Source organism: Ruegeria sp. C5, assembly GCF_056537605.1.
Genome location: NZ_JBQFRX010000001.1, coordinates 919,469 through 938,502, shown reverse-complemented (window position 1 = coordinate 938,502; position 19,034 = coordinate 919,469). Strand labels below are relative to the sequence as shown.

The 19,034-nt window shown below is 57.7% G+C and carries 14 protein-coding genes; 9 read left to right on the top strand and 5 right to left on the bottom strand.

The features are described 5' to 3' along the window. Positions 1–231 precede the first annotated feature (231 nt). Entirely contained in the window at positions 232–684 is a 453-nt protein-coding gene (locus ACR0AW_RS04740; RefSeq protein ID WP_170396355.1) for a baeRF12 domain-containing protein, read from the top strand. Between the two features lie 48 nt (positions 685–732). Here the strand turns inward: ACR0AW_RS04740 and ACR0AW_RS04735 are convergent, their stop codons facing one another. Next, a complete protein-coding gene (locus ACR0AW_RS04735; RefSeq protein WP_480438687.1) occupies positions 733–1,284 on the bottom strand; it encodes an LOG family protein in 552 nt (183 codons plus the stop codon). A 126-nt stretch (positions 1,285–1,410) separates the two neighbouring features. On the opposite strand from ACR0AW_RS04735, the gene ACR0AW_RS04730 reads away from it, so the two are divergent. The 3 genes from ACR0AW_RS04730 (at position 1,411) to ACR0AW_RS04720 (ending at position 5,082) form a co-directional block, all read left to right on the top strand. Beyond that, positions 1,411–2,751: a LysM peptidoglycan-binding domain-containing protein gene (locus ACR0AW_RS04730; RefSeq protein ID WP_170396359.1), complete on the top strand. Its 1,341-nt coding sequence runs from the start codon at positions 1,411–1,413 to the stop codon at positions 2,749–2,751. 59 nt (positions 2,752–2,810) lie between these two features. Beyond that, on the top strand, positions 2,811–4,622 hold the full coding sequence (locus tag ACR0AW_RS04725; protein ID WP_170733407.1) for an ABCB family ABC transporter ATP-binding protein/permease: 1,812 nt from the start codon (positions 2,811–2,813) through the stop codon (positions 4,620–4,622). A 136-nt stretch (positions 4,623–4,758) separates the two neighbouring features. Then, positions 4,759–5,082, top strand: coding sequence for a hypothetical protein (locus tag ACR0AW_RS04720; RefSeq protein WP_170511927.1), 324 nt, complete (start codon positions 4,759–4,761; stop codon positions 5,080–5,082). 46 nt (positions 5,083–5,128) lie between these two features. Here ACR0AW_RS04720 and ACR0AW_RS04715 read toward each other — a convergent pair whose 3' ends face one another. Then, positions 5,129–8,944, bottom strand: coding sequence for an efflux RND transporter permease subunit (locus ACR0AW_RS04715; RefSeq protein ID WP_170733406.1), 3,816 nt, complete (start codon positions 8,942–8,944; stop codon positions 5,129–5,131). Then, on the bottom strand, positions 8,941–10,164 hold the full coding sequence (locus ACR0AW_RS04710; protein ID WP_170733405.1) for an efflux RND transporter periplasmic adaptor subunit: 1,224 nt from the start codon (positions 10,162–10,164) through the stop codon (positions 8,941–8,943). The genes ACR0AW_RS04715 and ACR0AW_RS04710 overlap by 4 nt, the downstream gene beginning before the upstream one ends. Before the next feature lie 226 nt (positions 10,165–10,390). Between ACR0AW_RS04710 and ACR0AW_RS04705 the strand changes: the two genes are divergently transcribed. The 5 genes from ACR0AW_RS04705 to ACR0AW_RS04685 all read left to right on the top strand — a co-directional run bounded on the left by ACR0AW_RS04705 (position 10,391) and on the right by ACR0AW_RS04685 (position 15,774). Beyond that, a complete protein-coding gene (locus ACR0AW_RS04705) occupies positions 10,391–11,062 on the top strand; it encodes a hypothetical protein (RefSeq protein WP_170396370.1) in 672 nt (223 codons plus the stop codon). Positions 11,063–11,102: 40 nt separating this feature from the next. Beyond that, positions 11,103–12,425, top strand: coding sequence for a PQQ-like beta-propeller repeat protein (locus tag ACR0AW_RS04700; protein ID WP_170733404.1), 1,323 nt, complete (start codon positions 11,103–11,105; stop codon positions 12,423–12,425). A gap of 49 nt (positions 12,426–12,474) precedes the next feature. Beyond that, on the top strand, positions 12,475–13,938 hold the full coding sequence (gene der / locus ACR0AW_RS04695) for a ribosome biogenesis GTPase Der (RefSeq protein ID WP_480438684.1): 1,464 nt from the start codon (positions 12,475–12,477) through the stop codon (positions 13,936–13,938). A gap of 164 nt (positions 13,939–14,102) precedes the next feature. Further along, entirely contained in the window at positions 14,103–15,089 is a 987-nt protein-coding gene (locus ACR0AW_RS04690; protein WP_170396376.1) for a fatty acid desaturase, read from the top strand. 88 nt (positions 15,090–15,177) lie between these two features. After that, a complete protein-coding gene (locus ACR0AW_RS04685) occupies positions 15,178–15,774 on the top strand; it encodes a helix-hairpin-helix domain-containing protein (protein WP_480438682.1) in 597 nt (198 codons plus the stop codon). A 52-nt stretch (positions 15,775–15,826) separates the two neighbouring features. Here ACR0AW_RS04685 and serS read toward each other — a convergent pair whose 3' ends face one another. Together serS and ACR0AW_RS04675 are read right to left on the bottom strand one after the other, a co-directional pair. Beyond that, a complete protein-coding gene (gene serS, locus ACR0AW_RS04680; RefSeq protein ID WP_480438680.1) occupies positions 15,827–17,119 on the bottom strand; it encodes a serine--tRNA ligase in 1,293 nt (430 codons plus the stop codon). Between the two features lie 72 nt (positions 17,120–17,191). Continuing rightward, positions 17,192–18,856 carry a mechanosensitive ion channel family protein gene (locus ACR0AW_RS04675; protein ID WP_480438678.1) on the bottom strand — a complete coding sequence of 555 codons (1,665 nt, stop codon included), beginning with the start codon at positions 18,854–18,856 and terminating at the stop codon, positions 17,192–17,194. Between the last annotated feature and the right edge of the window lie 178 nt (positions 18,857–19,034).

The window sequence follows — 19,034 nt, the reverse complement described above, 5'->3', positions numbered from 1 at the left end:
TTTTTGTTATGAATTGATGGGTGGCCGGTAAAAACCTGCCGGTACGTCAACTTTCATTATTCCACCTATTGTGCACGGCCTTTCAGCACCTACGTAAAGTAGGCGGAGGGAGAGTACCGCCAATCAACCAAAAACCTATCAAAATGCGAGCGAAACACCAACGCCGCATCGTTAAACAGGTGTGTCTAAGGGACAGGCGAAGGCCAACCTAAGCGATACAGGAGATCACGAATGGCTGCACTTGAACAGGGAACATGGGTTATCATCGCCGATGGGGAAAAAGCGCTGGTGATGGAGAATATCACGGACGCACAGGACCCCAACTTGGTCGTCGTGTCGGTCGAAGAACAGGACGCAGCACCGACCAAGCCAAGTGACAGGGCAGGGCGGCGACCCGATACGGGACCGAACCAGAAATCTGCGGTTGAAGAGGAGACATGGAAGTCCCACGCAAAATCTCTGTTCGTTCAGGATGTGGCGAATCTTCTGAATCGCAAGGGGCTGAAAGGGGCCTATAAACGATTGGTATTGGTTGCCAGTCCGCATGTTCTGGGCCTGTTGCGCCGTCGGCTGCACAGTGAAGTGCTGGCAAAGGTGGTGGCCGAGGTTGACAAAACACTCACAAACCACCCGTTGCACAAGGTCGAACGGATATTGAAGACCCGATTGGCAAAACCTGCCTAAACGAATGCCGACAATCGGGCGGTTTGCGTCGCCCGATTGCCAGTTTATTTAGTTCAGTAATTTGCGAAGCGCGGACATGGTCGCATCCGGTGTGTCGACCCAGGTGATGAATTCTGCCAGAGAACCATCTGCAAACCCCTGACCGATCAGTTGATTCAGCAGCGTGTGCAGCGTGTCCCAGTACCCGTCAACATTCATCACCAGAATGGGTTTGTCATGAAGCCCCAGTTGCCGCCATGTCAGTGCTTCGAAAAGTTCGTCCAATGATCCGGGGCCGCCGGGCAGGACAACTACGGCATCCGCGTTCATGATCATCACTTTTTTACGCTCGTGCATCGTCCCGGTCACGATGAACCGGGTAAGGTCGGTCTTGCCGACCTCGCGCTGAAGCAAGTGCACCGGGATCACCCCAAATGTATCGCCGCCGGACGATTGTGCCGCCCGCGCGACCTCGCCCATAAGACCCACATCTCCGGCCCCGTAGACCAGCCGCCAGCCTTCGTTGGCCAACAAGGTTCCAAAGCTGTGGGCAGCGGCGGAGTAGGCAGGATTCACACCATTGCGTGACCCGCAATACACACAGACGGATTTCTGGGACATAGGTAGGGCTCTCTGCTCTTGTGTTAGGGGTTTTGACCCCTGATAGCGGGATTGATAGGTTGGCTCAACCGCTCCATGAAATGCGCGCCAAACTGGGCATTTCCCGGGCGGAGTGAAAGGAAAAGAATGAACGCCAAATCGGGAAGCGGAGGTTCTGGTACCTTCATATGGGGGCTGGTTGCCGGGATCGTTGTGGTGCTCGTTGCGGGCGGGTTGTACCTGTCCGGTCTGTTCGGCGGGCCGGAACAGCAGGCTGAGCAGGAAGCGACTGAAACATCCGAGCCGATTGCGGAGGTCGCCGAGCCGGAAACCCAGCCAGCGGAGGCGCAGCCCGAAAGCCAGGCGGCGGAAGCCGGCGAATCTGTTGCTGAAGACACACCGCCCGAGATTTCCGATCAAACTCCGGATAGCGAAGAAGCGGATGTTCCGGTTTTGGCCGCGCCGGTTCTGGATCAGATATTCGTTGAGTCCGATGGAAACGCGGTACTGTCCGGCAATGCCGAACCGGGGTCCGAGGTCAGTGTTCTGCTGGACGGTGAGACTGTTCACAGCTTCACCGTCGATGACAGCGGCCAGTTCGCCGAGTTTGTATCGATCCCGTTTGCAGACGACGCTCGCGGGCTTTTTCTTGAGACCCGGAGAGGCGAAGACACCAGCCGTTCAGATGATTATCTGATCGCGGCGCTGCCCGAACCGGCCCCACCGGCCGTGTCGGAGCCCGCTGCCGATGAGCCGGTCGAAGAGGTTGCCGAGGCACAGACGACGGATACGGAAACAACCGATCAGCAAGCAGCCAACCAAGTTGAAACCGAAGAGAATGAACCAGAAGTTGCAGGTGCCGCAACGCCACCTGTGAATGAGACCGCGCCCGCGACTGAAACTCAGCCGGAATCAGGCGACGCGCCTGACCAGCAGGTTGCGATCCTGCGCTCGGGCGAAGAAGGGGTTGAACTTTTGCAAGCACCCACTGTTCAGGATACGCCGCCAGAGCAGATTGCCCTGGACACGATTGGCTATTCGGACGCGGGTGATGTGGAATTGACCGGGCGGGCACAGGATGGATCGGCCGTACGCTTGTATCTGGACAACCAGCTTGTGGCCGACATTGCGCCAGCGACTGACGGGCAATGGCGCGGCGAGGTCGAGGGCATTGACCCCGGAGTGTACACTCTGAGGGTGGATGAGGTTGCCCCTGATGGCACTGTGGTCAGCAGGCTTGAAACGCCATTCAAACGCGAACCCGTCGAGGTCCTGCGCGCGACCGAAACCACCAATCCGGGTGAGGCCTCAACCGACGCTCCGGCGATCCGCTCGGTCACGGTTCAAAAGGGTGATACGCTTTGGGCGATCTCGCGCGACCGGTTTGGTGACGGTGTGCTGTATGTCAAACTTTTCGAGGCTAACAAAGATTCGATCCGTGATCCTGACCTGATCTATCCAGGGCAGATTTTCACCATTCCTGAATAAACATGACCACTGGCCCAACCCGGGCCAGGGCTTTTCTCTGACCGCAGTTAAGGTACGTGATGAGACAACCATCCGCGATCAAAACCGACACGGACGAGCATCGTTCGGGCTGGCGAACCATCCGCAAGGTTTCGCCCTATCTTTGGCCCGAGGACGAGCCATGGGTGAAACGGCGTGTCATTTTGGCGATGGCGATGCTGGTGCTGGCCAAGTTGATCGCTGTGTATACTCCCATCCTGTACAAAGGTGCCGTGGATGGTTTGGCGGGCGAAGGTGTACCGCCGCTTGCGTTGGGTGCAATCGGATTGACCGTTGCCTATGGTGTGGCCCGCATGATGACTGTTGGCTTCCAGCAATTGCGGGATGCGTTCTTTGCGCCGGTTGGGCAACGCGCGCTGCGCGCGCTGGCGCTTGAGACGTTCCAGCACATTCACCAGCTCTCGATGCGCTATCACGTGACCCGGCGCACGGGTGGTCTCAGCCGGATAATCGAGCGGGGCGTGAAAGGCGTAGAGTTTCTGTTGCGGTTTCTGCTGTTTTCAATCGGGCCGCTGATCCTGGAATTGCTTCTGGTGGCGATCATCCTGCTATGGTTATTCGACGTCTGGTATCTGGTCGTCGTTGCGGTGACGATTGCGCTTTACATATGGTTCACCTTTGCGGTGACCGAGTGGCGCGTGAAGCTGCGGCGCGAGATGAACGATCAGGATACCGAGGCCAACCAGCGCGCCATCGACAGCCTGCTGAACTTCGAAACAGTCAAGTATTTCAATGCCGAAACCCGTGAAGCCGAACGGTATGATGTTTCGATGAAGGGTTACGCGAAGGCCGCGCTGAAGACGGCCTATTCGCTGGCATTCCTGAATTTTGGCCAGTCGTTCCTGATCACATGTGGCCTGATTGGCGTGATGGTTCTGGCTGCAATGGGCGTGCAGAAGGGGGCGCTGACCGTCGGCGATTTCGTTATGGTTAATGCTTACATGATCCAGATAACCGTACCGCTGAATTTTCTTGGCACGGTGTACCGCGAAATTCGTCAGTCACTGGTGGATATGGGGCAGATGTTTGATCTGTTGGAACAGCCAGCAGAAGTGATGGACAAACCCTGCGCCCCGAACCTGAAGGTAAATGGTGGGGAGGTCACGCTTGAAGATGTCCGCTTTGGATACGAGCCTGATCGCGAAATCCTCAAGGGCGTTTCCTTGACCGTACCAGCCGGTCAGACCGTTGCGATTGTCGGCGCCACCGGGTCTGGGAAATCCACAATCGGGCGGCTGCTGTTTCGGTTCTACGATGTCACCGGCGGGTCGCTGAAGATCGACGGGCAGGATGTGCGCGATGTTAGCCAGTCAAGCCTGCATGCCTCAATCGGCGTCGTTCCGCAGGATACGGTCCTGTTCAATGACACGATCCGATACAATATCGCTTATGGGCGTGAAGGCGCGACCCAGCAGGATGTAGAGGCCGCCGCCAAATCCGCGCAGATTCATGATTTCATCGTCAGCCTGCCAGAAGGATACGATACCAAGGTCGGCGAACGCGGCCTGAAACTATCAGGCGGTGAAAAGCAACGCGTCGGCATCGCCCGAACCTTGCTAAAAAACCCGCCGATCCTGTTGTTGGACGAAGCGACGTCAGCCTTGGATACGGATACCGAGCAGGACATCAAAGATGCTTTGGCCCGAGCGGGTGAGGGGCGGACGGTGATCACCATCGCACACCGCCTTAGCACCATTGCCGAGGCCGATCGGATCGTCGTTCTGGAACGTGGTGAGATCATCGAGCAGGGAACGCATGATGAGCTGCTCAGCCGCGAAGGGCGATATGCCCAGCTATGGAACCGTCAACAGGCCGACAGCGAAGCGGCCTAGGCCCGACAGCCTTGATTGCCTATGATTGTGCGGATCGGTTCGAAAAGAAAATCGACTGCTGTGGTACGGTTTCCATTTGACGCGGACCCGCCGCCGCGACACTTTGCAGACCGAAATACAGACAAGGAAAAACTTCATGAAAATGCGAGCAGCAGCAGCGTTGACTGCAACACTGTTGATGGCGACTTCGGCGGCAGCCGAGGATCTGGAATTCTTGATTATCAATGAAACCAGCTATGATCTGGTCGAGTTCAACGTGTCTCCGGCCTCATCCGGCAGCTGGGAAGGCAACCTTCTTGAGGGTGGATATTTGGGCGCGGATTACGAAGTGGGCGTCCTCATCGCGGACGGGCTGACCACGTGTGTCTATGACATCCGCGGTGTTTTCAGCGACGGAGAATCGATTGAAGACTATGGTCTGAACCTGTGTGATCTGGGCGAATACGCGTTCGTCGAGTAACGCGTCTGCCAGAATTGAAAAGGCGAGCCCGAAGGCTCGCCTTTTTTTATTCCGCCGCCTTCAGCGGTGTTGTCGGGGGATGATCGGGGCGGTCGTCCTGAGCGCTCTGATCAGGGGCAGCTTTGTCCTGTTCATCGGTCCAGATCATTTCGGCTGCTTGCACATCTCGCGCGCTTTGGCCGATTGCCATGTCCTGCGCGATTTGGCTGGATCGACCCGCCGTGGCGCGTGCCAGCGCCTTACCCAGCCATACTGCGTAGGTTGTGACCCACACTCGCAGCGCCAGGAATGACGGCGTCACGATCAGTGTCAACACCGTGGCCGTACCCAAGCCAAAGACCACCGCCGTGGCCAACTGTTTCCACCACAGTGCCGTGGGGCTGTCGATCGAATACCCTCCGCCGATGAAATCCAGCGACAGGCCGAACATCATCGGGGTCAGACCCGCCATTGTTGTCAGCGTAGTCAGCAGAACCGGACGGATGCGCGCCTCAGCCGTGCGGACAATTGCATCAATGCGAGACATGTAGCCGCTATATTCCTGATAGGTGTCGATCAGAACAATGTTGTTGTTCACCACGATCCCGGCCAACGCCACGATCCCGGTCCCGGTCATGATGATCGAGAACGGTTGTTGCATTACCATCATGCCCAGCAACACGCCGGTCGTAGACAGAACCACAGCCAGCAGCACCAGCACCGAGTTGTAGAACGAGTTGAACTGCGCCAGCAGGATCACGAACATTAGACCCAGTGCTGCCAGGAATGCGCTGGACAGGAACGCCTGGCTTTCAGCCTGATCCTCCTGATCGCCGGTCCATTCCCAAGTGATGGTGCGACCAAAAGGATCGGTTTCCAGCCACTCGGTCAGCACGGCAATCCGTTCGTTCGGATTGATCAGGGCAAACCGAGCGTCACCGCTTTCGATGGCGGACCGCACTTCACCCACGTTCTCGGCACCCGTTAGTTGAACGAGTTCGAACTCTGCCCCGTCCGCGCTGGTAATCGTGCTGCCAGTTGGTGTGGCACCTTCACCAATCGCGCGCACGGTTGCCAAACGCAGCTCTGCACCGTCAGGACCGGTGGTCACGATCTTGCTCAGCCCAGGCTCGACATCCGCTTTAACGTCATAGTAGCGCTGTTGATCCGCGCGATTGATCTCGGCGAGCTTAGCCACGGGTTTGCGGGTGACGAAGTTCGACAGGGGGACCAACCCGTCCGGTGTGCGAACTTTCAGCGTATCCAGCGTTGACAGGACGCGATCCTGATCAGGTAGGCGGACGCGGATTTCTACCTCTTCATCGGTTGAATCCGGTCGCATTTCACCCAGCAAGATGCCACGCGTCACAAGCTGTACCATCGCGCCAACGGTTGCGACGTCCGCGCCGAATCGACCCGCCTTGGCCACGTCCACGTCGATCTGCCAGTCGATGCCGGGCAGGGGCAGGGTGTCCTCGATCTTGATCAAGCCGGGTGTGGTGTCAAAGGCTTCTCGTGCTGTGACGGTCGCGGCCGTCAGATCCTCCCAGCTATCGCCTTTGATGCGCAGATGAACGGGCTTGGCGGAAGCGGGACCTTGTTCCAGCGCCTGAAGATCAACGATAAAGCCAGGAAGGGTTGCCAGCTCTGCGGTTAGTTCGTCCAGAACAAAATTGCCGTCATATTCCGCCGCGACTTCTTCCTTTGCAAAGCCAAGTAGACCTGCAATCGGTCCCCAGAACCAACCGGTAATCTGTTCAGAGCTGATTGGGCGATCTTCCCAAGGAATGAGCTCGAACTGGACGCGACCAATTGTGTCGGCGGGGGCTTCTGCACCGCCATTGTTCTGATTGAGCCCGCCTTCGCCCGCAAAGGCAAATACGTTGATCACCGCCGGGTGTTCGCTGATTACGCGCTCGGCCTCAAGAACCATTTCGTCCTTTTCAGCCAGAGACAGGTTGCCGCGCGCCCGGACATAGGCCGTGGCCTGTTCCGGTTCGCTTTCCACGAAGAATTCAACGCCGCGAGAGTTTTGCGGGAATATGATGAATGCGACCCAAAACACCGCTGCAAAGACGACTGCGATGGACACCACCGGCATGACCGGATTGCCGACCAGGAACTTGATCACATAACCGAAGGGCGTGTGCTCTTTAGCGGTATGAACATGTTCATCCGGGGCGCGTTCGATCTTGGCAGCACTCAGCGTGACCGACCCAGCGAAGGCGCCGAACAGAAACAGCAGCACGCCAGAAAGTGAACCGCCGGGCAGCAGATAGTTGGGGTTCAAGACCTGCATTGCGCCGAGGAAGATCATATACAGTGAAGGCGGTACCAGAAGCACTCGCAGCCACCAAGGCGTGCGGGTCCGCAGCCAGTTCGAGCTGCGCTCGAAACTGCGGCTCATACGGCCCGAGACACCGCCCACGACCGGCAGGTAGATCAGTGCCACAATCAGCGAGGCCGACAGAACGAAGATCAGCGTGATGGGCAGCATCTTCATGAACTCGCCGGGGATACCGGGCCAGAACAACATCGGAAGAAATGCGCACAGGGTCGTGGCCGTCGACGAAACAATCGGCCAGAACATCCGTTGCGCCGCCTCGACATAGGCGTGCATCGGACCAACGCCTTCTTTAATGCGCTTATCGGCATATTCCACAACAACGATGGCGCCATCGACCAGCATGCCTACTGCAAGGATCAGGCCAAACATCACCATATTCGAGATGGTGACCCCGATCATCGCGAGGAAGGCGAAGCACAACAGAAACGAGGTTGGAATGGCAAAACCCACCAACAACGCGGCGCGTGTTCCCAACGAAGCCAGCACCACGATCATCACGAGCGCGACGGCGGTCAGAACCGATCCTTCAAGCTGGCGCACCATTGAATCGACGATGCGGCTTTGGTCGTTTGAGGTGCCCACATCAACAGCGGCCTGCAGTTCGGCTGGCCACTTGATTTGTTCTTCGGCGACAGTGGCTTTGATCAGCGCAACGGTGTCGATCAAATTGAAGCCCTTGCGCTTGACGACCTGCAGAGCGACGGTGGGTTCGCCGTTGAACCGGGCCGTGCCCGCGCGGTCTTCAAACGTATAGTTGATTTCGGCCAGTTCGCCTAAGGTGACCACGCGGTCTCCGTTGACCTTTACGGGCAGGCCATAGACGTCCTGAGCAGTCTTAAATGACGACGGGATCTTGACCGAGAACGTGCCCTGTTCGGTCTCGACCTCACCTGCAGCGATCAGTTGGTTGTTGTTTTGCACAACGTTGATCAGTTCGGCGGCCGTGACGTTGTAGGCCTCAAGCCGCAGTGGGTCGATCACGACCTCAAGCATTTCATCGCGGTTTCCGGCAATGCCAGCTTCCAGCACTGCGTCCAACGCCTCAAGTTCGTCCTGCAGATCTTTGGCAACGCGCGCCATTGTACGCTCAGGTACCGGGCCGGTCAGGTTAACAATGACGATGGGAAACTCGGAGAAGTTGACCTCGGTAATCGTGTATTGCTCGGCCCCATCAGGGAAATCAGCTTGCGCGGTGTTCATGGCATCGCGAACATCCGCGATGGTGGCGGATTTGTCCCAACCGAACTCGAACTCCAGCAGAATACCTGCATAGCCCTCGGCGGCGGTGGCTGTCATCGTGTCCAACCCGTCGAGATCGGCCATCTCGGTTTCCATCGGCCTGATCAGCAGGCTTTCGCTGTCCTCGGCTGAAATCCCTGGAAACTGCACCGACACAAAGAGCATCGGGATATCGATGTCGGGTTCACCCTCTTTTGGGAGCCCGACATAAGCATACCCGCCGATGACCAGCGAAATCGCGATGAAAGCCAGCACCATTCTGGCACGGCTTGCGGCCCAACTGACGATACCCGTCATTGCGATGCTTCCTTGTATGTCGGCGCGACCGTCACACCACGTGTGACGAATTCCTGCCCGATCACGATGATATCAGCAGTTTCCGGCAGGCCACCAACCCATACACCATCAGCGGTGTCACGCAGAAGGCGGATCGGAACAAAATCAACGACATTGTCGGCTACCACGGTGCGAACACCAAGCTCACCTTCATTGTTCAAGGTCAGTGCGGATTGGGGCAGCAGATGTGCCTTGACCCCTTCGGCCGCGATCTGAATGTTGGCGGTTTGGCCGTCACGGATCAGCAGTTCCGGGTTTGGCACTGTGATCTCGACCTCGAATGTCCGCGTGGTCTCATCAGCCGAACGGCTGAGGAAGGTCACGCGCCCCTCGACCTGCAGCCCCGTAACCAACTGCGCGGTTGCCATCGATCCGACAATGATCCGATTCACTTCTGATTCAGGCACAAAACCCACCAGCTTGATCGGGTCGAGCTGGATGACGGTTGCGCAGAGCGAGCCGGGCTGCATCAGGCTGCCCAATTCCGCAGTATCACTTTCAAGCAGACCCTTGAACGGTGCGCTGATGGTCAGGCGATCAATCTCGCGCTGGGCGGCTGCTACTGCTGCGGTGGCGGCTTCAATCCCGGCTTGCGTAGCTTCCAGACCGGCCTCGGCGGATTTGATTCCGGCCTCGGCAGTGCTCATTTCGGCTTCGCTCGAGATACGGCGCGTTTCTGATCCAAACCCGGTTTCCGACAGCTTGCGGGCTGCTTTCAGATTGATTTCGGCTTCAGCCAAACGGGCGTGAGCTTCTTCCAGGCGCGCTTCGGCCTCGGGAACGCGGCTTTCGGCCTCAAGCTTGGCTGCCATGGCTTCGGCCAGGCTCGCGGGCCGGGTTCCGGGGTCAAGCTCGCACAGCAGATCTCCTGCTTCGACAAAAGCTCCCTTGCGCTTGGGCTCGGACAGGACTGTCGAAGTGGTTTCGGCAAGGACCTCGACCTGGCGGTTTGCCTTGGTCTGACCCCGTAATTGAACGGCGCTGCCGATCTCGCGCGCAGTTGAGCGCAGCACAACAACGCCGATCGAGTCCGGTGATTGCACCGATTCCGAGGCCTCGGTCGCGGTCTCGGATGGTTCGTCTCCGCGACCTGCAAATGCAAACAGCGCGTCGCGCTCGAAAACAAGAAAATACAACGCAACAATAACCAAAATGGCGTTAACGAATGAAATCAATCGCATGCGGTAGAATCTCCAGATCTGTTCGCGCGGTCGGCTTTAGCCGCTATCCCTTAAAATGGGGCTGTGGCCATGTCTTTTCCATACTGAACTGAATAGTTCGGTTTAGTTTTTTACGCAAGGGTCACCCACATGGTGGCAAATGTATGAATTCGGGCACTTGGCTTGGCCTGATCGCCGGGGTATGACATGGCGCTAGAAAACCGGACACTTAAGCCTGGGGGCAGGGATGAGCGACGCCGACAGTTTTATTGAAGAGGTCACCGAAGAGGTGCGCCGCGATCGCATGTACCTTCTTTTGCGCCGTTGGGGCTGGGTCGGTGTGCTGGCTGTCGTGGCCATTGTCGGGGGTGCTGCGTTCAACGAATACCGAAAAGCACGTGATACCAACCAGGCCGAGGCTCTGGGTGATGCGATTCTGTCGGCGCTGGCTGAAAACGGATCGGCCGAACGGGCACAAAGCCTGCAGGCGATCGATGCTGCGTCTGTCGGCGGTGACGCGGTTTTGAACATGTTGCTGTCCGCCTCTCAGGCCGAGGCCGGATCGGCGCAAGATGCGGTGAACAGTCTGAACGCGATCGCCACGCAGGGGGATTTGCCCGAAATCTATCGCGCGATTGCAAGTTTCAAGGCATTGCTACTGCAAACTGACACGATGCCAGTGGCGGATCGTCGTCAACAGTTCGAAGCGCTGGCCATACCTGGTGCTCCGTTGCGTCTGCTCGCCGAAGAACAATTGGCCCTGATCGATGTGGCCGAGGGCAATACGCAAGCCGCTTTGGACCGTTTGCAAGCGTTGCGCCAGGACGCCGAGGCCAGCGTCGATCTGCAACAGCGCGCGGCTCAACTGATCGTCGCGCTTGGGGGCGAACCCGAGCCCGTGGCGAACCAGCAGGGTTAACCGGCAGCGAAACGGAACATCACAGGCGAGTTTGTAGATTATGCTATCACGTTATTTCTCAGGCTTCGGATTGCCCGTTGCGGCAGCCGCGCTCACCGTTCTCAGCGCCTGTCAGGAACCCGAAGTCATTCTGCCGGGTGAGCGTGAGGATATTCGTGCCTCCATCGACAACGAAACCGTGGAAACCCGTGGCGCCAAACCGATCAATATTCCGGCTCAAAGCCGCAACGCCAACTGGTCGCAAAGCGCGGGTACACCCGCCTTCCGCACTACCAACGCAGCGCTGAGTGCCACACCGCAGCGTATTTGGTCTGCTAACATTGGGTCCGGCGATAGCCGAAAACAGCGGATCACCGCAGACCCTGTTGTTGCTGGTGGCCTGATATATACGCTCGATTCCGGGGCAAATGTCTCGGCTGTTACGCCCCAAGGGCAGGTCGCCTGGAGCACAAACCTGATCCCGCCGAATGAAAAGGACGGGGATGCCACAGGCGGAGGGCTCGCCTATGCCGACGGTGTGCTTTATGTCTCGTCGGGTTTCGGTAGGCTGACCGCGCTCGATGCGAAATCCGGGGCGCAAAGGTGGCAGAAACGTCTGAATGCAACTGGCAGCGGTGCTCCTTTGGTTAGCGGCGGCATACTCTATCTGGTGGCCGGGGACGAAACCGGTTGGGCGGTGAATACCAAGGATGGGCGGATCATCTGGCAAATCGAAGGCACGCCGAGCGTCGGCAACGTTCTGGGTGCACCTGCGCCCGTGATTGCCTCGGACTTGTCAGTCTTTGCCTTTGGATCGGGTGATGTCGCGGCAACATTCCGCCGGGGCGGTATTTTACGCTGGAACGCGTCCGTTGCAGGCGGGCGTCGGGGCCGAGCGGCAGCTCAGATCGTGGATGTGACCGCCGGGCCCATGGTGTCGGGTAGTTCGGTCATAATCGGCAACCACTCGGGGCGCACGGTTTCCTTCGACGGGAATTCGGGTGAGCGGAACTGGACTGCACCGGAGGGGGCCGTTGATACAGTCTGGCCGGCGGGGAACAGTGTTTTTCTGATCAGTGATCGCAGTCAATTGGTACGGTTGGATGCAGCCGATGGCTCGACTGTCTGGGCCATCGATCTGCCGGGCTTCGTCAAGAACAAGCCGGGCCGCCGAGGTCCGATCTTTGCCCATTACGGCCCGATCATGGCCGGTGGACGCCTTGTCGTGGCTTCGAACGACGGCTATCTGCGCTTCTTCAATCCCGTCGACGGAGCGCTGGTGCATCAGGTCGAAGTGCCGGGTGGCGCGACCACGGCACCGGTTGTGGCGGGTCAGACGCTGTATGTTGTGTCGACCAAGGGCGAACTGCACGCTTTCCGTTGACGACAAGATGCGTTAAAGGGCGCATCTTGAGTCTTGAAAGTTGAGTATCATGTCGCTGACCCTCGCCATCGTGGGGCGCCCGAATGTGGGCAAATCCACTCTGTTCAATCGCCTTGTGGGCAAACGCCTGGCATTGGTCGACGACCAGCCCGGCGTAACGCGTGACCTGCGCGAAGGTGAAGGGCGGCTGGGCGACTTGCGTTTTACCGTGATCGACACGGCGGGTCTTGAGGACGCAACCGATGACAGCTTGCAAGGTCGGATGCGCCGCCTGACCGAGCGTGCAGTGGACATGGCCGATGTCTGCCTGTTCATGATTGACGCGCGGGTGGGCTTGACGCCCACGGACGAAATGTTCGCCGAGATTCTGCGTAAGCGCTCCAAACACGTGATCCTGGCAGCGAACAAGGCCGAAGGGAACGCGGCTGATGCGGGCGTGCTTGAAGCATACAACCTAGGCCTTGGCGAGCCGGTGCGTCTGTCGGGCGAACATGGCGAGGGGATGACGGACCTCTATGCGCAATTGATGCCACTGGCTGACGCGGCTGAAGAGGCGCGCATAGAAGAGACGCCGCAAACCGATATCGAGCTGGACGAAGACGGGGAAGGCGAAGCCCCGCTGATCACCGCTGACAAACCCCTGCAAGTCGCTGTAGTTGGTCGTCCGAATGCCGGTAAATCCACCCTGATCAACAAGATCATCGGCGAGGATCGACTGCTGACCGGCCCCGAGGCCGGGATCACGCGCGACGCGATCAGCTTGCGGATCGACTGGGCCGACCCTGATGGGGACAGCACCCCGATGCGGATTTTTGATACCGCCGGGATGCGGAAGAAGGCCAAGGTGCAGGAGAAGCTTGAGAAACTCTCGGTTTCCGACGGGCTGCGCGCAGTCAAGTTTGCCGAGGTCGTCGTCGTGTTGCTGGATGCGGCTATCCCATTCGAGCAACAGGACCTGCGCATTGCCGATCTGGCCGAACGTGAGGGTCGTGCTGTGGTCGTCGCCGTCAACAAATGGGACATCGAAGAAGACAAACAGGAAAAGCTGCGCGATCTGAAAGAATCCTTCGAACGTCTGCTGCCGCAGTTGCGTGGAGCGCCGCTGATCACAGTCTCCGCTAAAACAGGCCGCGGTTTGGAACGTTTGCGCGCCGCGATATTGCGTGCCCATGACGTGTGGAACCGCCGCGTGCCGACCGCTGCGCTGAACCGTTGGCTGACCGCCATGCTGGAACAGCACCCGCCGCCAGCCCCGCAGGGGCGCCGGATCAAGCTGCGGTATATGACGCAGGCCAAGACCCGTCCGCCGGGGTTTGTGGTCATGTGCTCGCACCCTGACAAGATGCCTGACAGCTATTCGCGTTATCTGGTCAATGGCCTGCGCGAGGATTTTGATATGCCGGGCACTCCGATCCGCCTGACTTTGCGCGGGCAAGGGGACAAGAACCCCTACAAAGGGCGGCGCAAGAAAAACGCAGGCGCACTGGCCAAGCATCTCAAGGGACGGGCGTAACTGCGCTAATTTCAAGCATTTTCAGAGAGGGGGCGTGACAGCCCCGTTTCTGCGCGTTAGCATTCAAGCACGTGCATTTGTTTTGCACGTGCTGCTTGTTTGCGGGATCTCCGCACTTAATTTTGAATTTGTGATTGGTCGGACCTCCGTGGGGAGCGGGCGTGATGGATCTGAGAGAATATACAAGACAATACGCGGTACAGGACAACAAGCTTGCCGCGCTAAGTTATTTCGGAACATTCGCGGTGTATTTCGCATCGCTTACATTGGCGATCACCTATGTCGACCGCTGGTACATCATGATCCCGGCCGGGATCGTTTTTGCCTTCTCTGCCGTGCGTCTCTATGTCCTGCAGCATGATTGCGGGCACCATTCGTTGTTTGAAACGCGCGAGCAGAACGAATGGGCTGGCCATGGGTTATCGCCCTTCACATTTGCCCCGTTCGAGGTGATGAAGCAGAACCACAATCTGCATCACGCCGGAATCGGCAACCTCGAGCATCGCGAGACCGGTGAAATCCACACCATGACGCTGCGCGAATGGAACGAGGCGGATTGGAAAAAGCGTTTGTTTTACCGACTGTATCGGAATCCCTTCATTCTGGTGCCGGTTGGCGCGCTATTCACATACTTCATCCGCTATCGCTGGCCCAAGAACACCGTGCGGTTCGGCGTGATGGGCGTGGTGCTGCACAACCTCTCGATTGTTGTGTTTTTGGGGCTGCTGTATTTGATCGCCGGTGCCACCGGCATTCTGGTCTGGCTGGTGTTTTCGCTGCTGGGCGGGATGCTTGGGGTGTTCCTGGTGTATTTGCAGCACAATTTCGAAGACACCTACTGGGATCGCCGCCCCGAACTGGATCCGAAGCTGGCTGCGTTGGAGGGGTCCTCGGCGCTGGATTTCGGCTGGTGGTTCGATAATGCGGTGGCCTGCATCACATTGCATGACATCCACCATTTCAATGCCCGCATCCCATCTTACCGGCTGCGCGCGTGCCACTATAACCTGCCGCCAGAATACACACCGCGACGGATTAAGTTTCCCGAGGCAGTGGCGGCGCTGAATCTGAAACTATGGGATGAAGATGCCAAAAGACTTGTCCCATTTCCCAGCCGGACTGCAGGCCATCGCCTGGCCGAAAGCGGGTAACCTCCTATCTAATTCTTGAATTGGCGCTCTCGCAGGAACGTATGTGCTGTGCGTTTACAATCTGGGGGAGTTAACGAAAGGAAACGAAATGACCGCAGTTACTGAGGTGCGTGGCGTAGGGCCAGCGCTGGCAAAGGCCTTTAATGCAAAGGGCTACAAAACAGCAGAAGCCATTGCCAAGGCCAAACCGGAAGATCTGTCCGGCACCCCGCGGGTCGGTTCCACTCGCGCGGCTAAGCTGATCGCGGCTGCGAAAGAAGTCGTTGGTGCCAAGCCCAAGCCCGCGCCCCGCGCTGCTACCCGCAAGCCTGCAGAGCGGAAATCGGCTGTGCAGCGCGCGACAGCCAAAAGCAATGCGGCTGCGAACAAGGCCGAGGCCGAGCGTAAGGCGGCAAAGGAGCGCGCGGCGGCAGAACAGGCCGCTGCCGAGGCCAAAGCAAAGAAAAAGGCGAAAGCCAAGGCCAAGGCTGAAAAGGCGGCCAAGAAGAAGTCTGAAATGGAGGCGGTGTTTTCCAAAGCTAAGGAAAAGGTCAAAGAAAAGTCCAAGAAGGGTAAGAAAAACAAGAAGCCCAAAAAAGACGTTAAGAAAAAGGACGCCAAAAAGAAGGACGATAAGAAGTCTGATAAGAAGAAGTCCGACAAGAAGCCCGGAAAGAAGAAAGATAAGAAAAAGGCGAAGAAGTGATACTTCTCCGCCTTGTCTGATCGGAAACCGGCGCCTAAATGCGCCGGTTTTTTTATGTCAGCGTGCCGTTGGTCTGAAGGGTTAGCTTGCCGCCCAGATAGGGTGCCAGAACCTCGGGCAGGGTGACCGTCCCATCCGCATTCTGACCATTTTCCAACACAGCTATCAGGCAGCGCCCCACGGCCAGGCCCGAACCATTCAGGGTATGGACATATTCTGGCTTGCCCCCGGCCTCTGGCCGGAAGCGCGCATTCATGCGGCGCGCCTGAAAATCCCCGCATGTCGAGACCGAGCTGATCTCGCGATAGGTATTTTGGCCCGGCAGCCACGCCTCGATGTCGTAAGTGCGTCGTGCACCAAAGCCCATGTCGCCGGTGCACAAGATCACGGTGCGATAGGGGATGCCCAGCTTTTCGAGAATGCCTTCGGCGCAGCGCAGCATACGCTTCTGTTCATCATCCGACTTGTCCGGATGGGTGACCGAGACCATCTCGACCTTTTCGAACTGGTGCTGCCGCAGCATCCCGCGTGTGTCCTTGCCCGCACTACCAGCCTCGGACCGGAAGCACAGCGAATGCGCGGTATAGCGGCGAGGCAGGTAACTCTCCTCGATCATCGTGTCGTTGACGATGTTGGTCAGCGACACTTCGGAGGTTGGAATCAACCACCAGCCTTCGCGGGTCTGATAGCTGTCTTCTCCAAACTTCGGCAACTGGCCGGTGCCCTGCATCATTTCCGAGAGAACCAGAACCGGGCCGTTGACCTCGGTCAGATCATTCTCGTTGATATGGGTGTCCAGCATGAACTGCGCCAAAGCTCGATGGATGCGAGCGACGCCGCCCGACAGCAGCACAAAGCGCGAGCCGGAGAGTTTGGCAGCCGTCTCAAAATCCATGCCATTCTGAACGGCATCGATTTCAAAATGCTCTTTCGTCTCGAAATCCAATTCGCGTGGTGTGCCCCAGCGGTTGATTTCGACATTGTCGTTCTCATCCGCGCCTTCGGGCACATCCTCGGCGGGCAGGTTCGCGATGCGGATCAGCTGGTCGGCCAGCAGAGCGTCCAGATCCTTGGCTTCGGTCTGCATCCGGGCCACTTCGGCCTTTTTCTCGGCGACCAGAGCGCGCAGGCGTTCGAATTCAGCTTCATCCCCGCGCCCTTTGGCAGCGCCAACCTCCTTGGAGGCCTTGTTCTGCTCGGCCTGAGCTGTCTCAGCAGCCAGAATCTTGGCGCGGCGGCTTTCGTCCAGCCTCAGCAGGTCTGACGACACCGGCGCGTCCCCGCGGCGCGCAAGGGCGGCGTCGAAGGCGGCTGGGTTTTCGCGTATGGCGCGGATGTCGTGCATGGTTCAGATCCTTAACTGCGTGAATCACTGAATCCGCTTATGCACCATCTGAATGGCAGGGTGTAGCACCGGTTACGACTTATCCGATTCCTCGTGGGATTCATGCGCCAGATGGCCATCCCACTCTTCGGTTGGGATTTTCGGCTCGGGCGGGTCGGCCATGTACGAAGGTGTCATGATCTGCACGTTATTCTCATTGAACACGGCCACGATGTTGCGATGCAGGTCCGAGCGGATTTTCGGGATGATACTGCCCCGCGTGGTATAACCGTTGATCTGATAGTTTATCGCGTAATCGGCCAATGCGGTCCATAAAACAAAGGGTTCGGGCTTTGCCTTGATCCCCTTGGTGCGATGGGCGGCTTCTATCAGCATTGCCTCAACTTTCTCGGGTGGCTCTTCGTACCCGATGCCTACGGTCGTGTGCAGCAGCAACCCGCTACCGTCGGTTCTCTTCGAGAAATTCACCACGTCCGAATTCATCAACTGGGCGTTCGGGATCGAGATCAGTTCGTTCTTGATGGACTTAAGGTGCGTCTCCATCAGCTTGATCTGCACCACATCGCCAATATGTTCCCCGATCTGGATCCGATCCCCGATCGAAGTTGAGCGGCGATAGATCACGAAGAGCCCCGCCAGCATGTTCGAGACGACCGAGTTTGCGCCCAGCGACAGCATGGCACCAACCAGAATCGTCAGCCCCTGAAACGCCGCCGAGTCTGACCCGGGGATGTAAGGGACAGCAAAGACCAGAGCGATCAGGATAACGACGACGCGGGCGATGTTGAAGGTCGGGTTCACCCAGTGGCTTTCAAAATCGCCCATGTCAAAGGTTCCCGCCTCGACGGCGTCAAAGAACACACGCATGCCCCGGATAATATACAGCGTTATCCATGCGATCAGTATCAACATGATCAGGTTTGGGATGTAGCTGAGGATGCCTTTGAAGATCAGCAGGACCGGCTCGGTCAAGTAGGTCAGCAGGAGTTGCGCGAAATAGCGCGTCTCGGCAAAGGCAAGCAGAACGAAGGAAAGGTAGTAGTAGAAGCCGAGGAAAAAGATCACCAGCAGGACAAAATTCAGAGCATACCGGATCAACGCGGCGATGGCCTCGGCCTGAACGCTTTTTGCGGTCGCGGTTTCGACATCCTTGAGGTAACGCTTGACCAGTTTCAGCGTACGGCGGCGAATGCGCCGGTGCAGCCACAGGATAACGACGACAAAAAGCGCGAATCCAGCTGTCCATGCTAAGGCTTCGATGGCACCCGAAACACGCGCCTGTTCAGTGCGGTTTGCGCGATAGCTTTCAATGGATTGTTTAATAGCGTCGCCGTGCAACAAACTGAGAACGTTCAAGTCCATCTGCTCAAGCTCGGAATCGGCATCGGTCACGATCGAAACTTGAACACCATCGGCAAAGATTCGAATGCCGAACTCTGAGTCCTCGAAGGTTATGGAGACCTGCTCGGCGTCTGAGGCCTCGGCGATTTCGATGATCTTGTTCTGTACACTCGCGGCCCGTTCCGGAGCGGGCAGCGCGCTGGAGCCGCGCAGGTGAAACAAGGTGTCGCCGTCAACGATAACCGGAGCCTGAAAAATCTCTGATTCAGTGTCTTCTATAGCAGGCTCTTCGCTAGTGGCGTTCTGTGCCCATACGGGCGACGCCAAAAGACCTATACAGGTTGTCACGAGCATCAGGCGAACAAATGCGCCAAGGGTCTGGATTGATTGAATCATTAGGCCTCCTGCCACAGGACTATATCTGACTGGAAGGGTCTGCCTAGAACATATCTGCAACGTCCGGCAGCAAACCTTTGAACCCGATGGTCGAAATGGGGCCAGGTTTGCTTGCAAACCCATGTTTCAAAGCATAGGTTCCCGCAAACTTTGCAGAGAGCTCTCTGCATCATCAGAA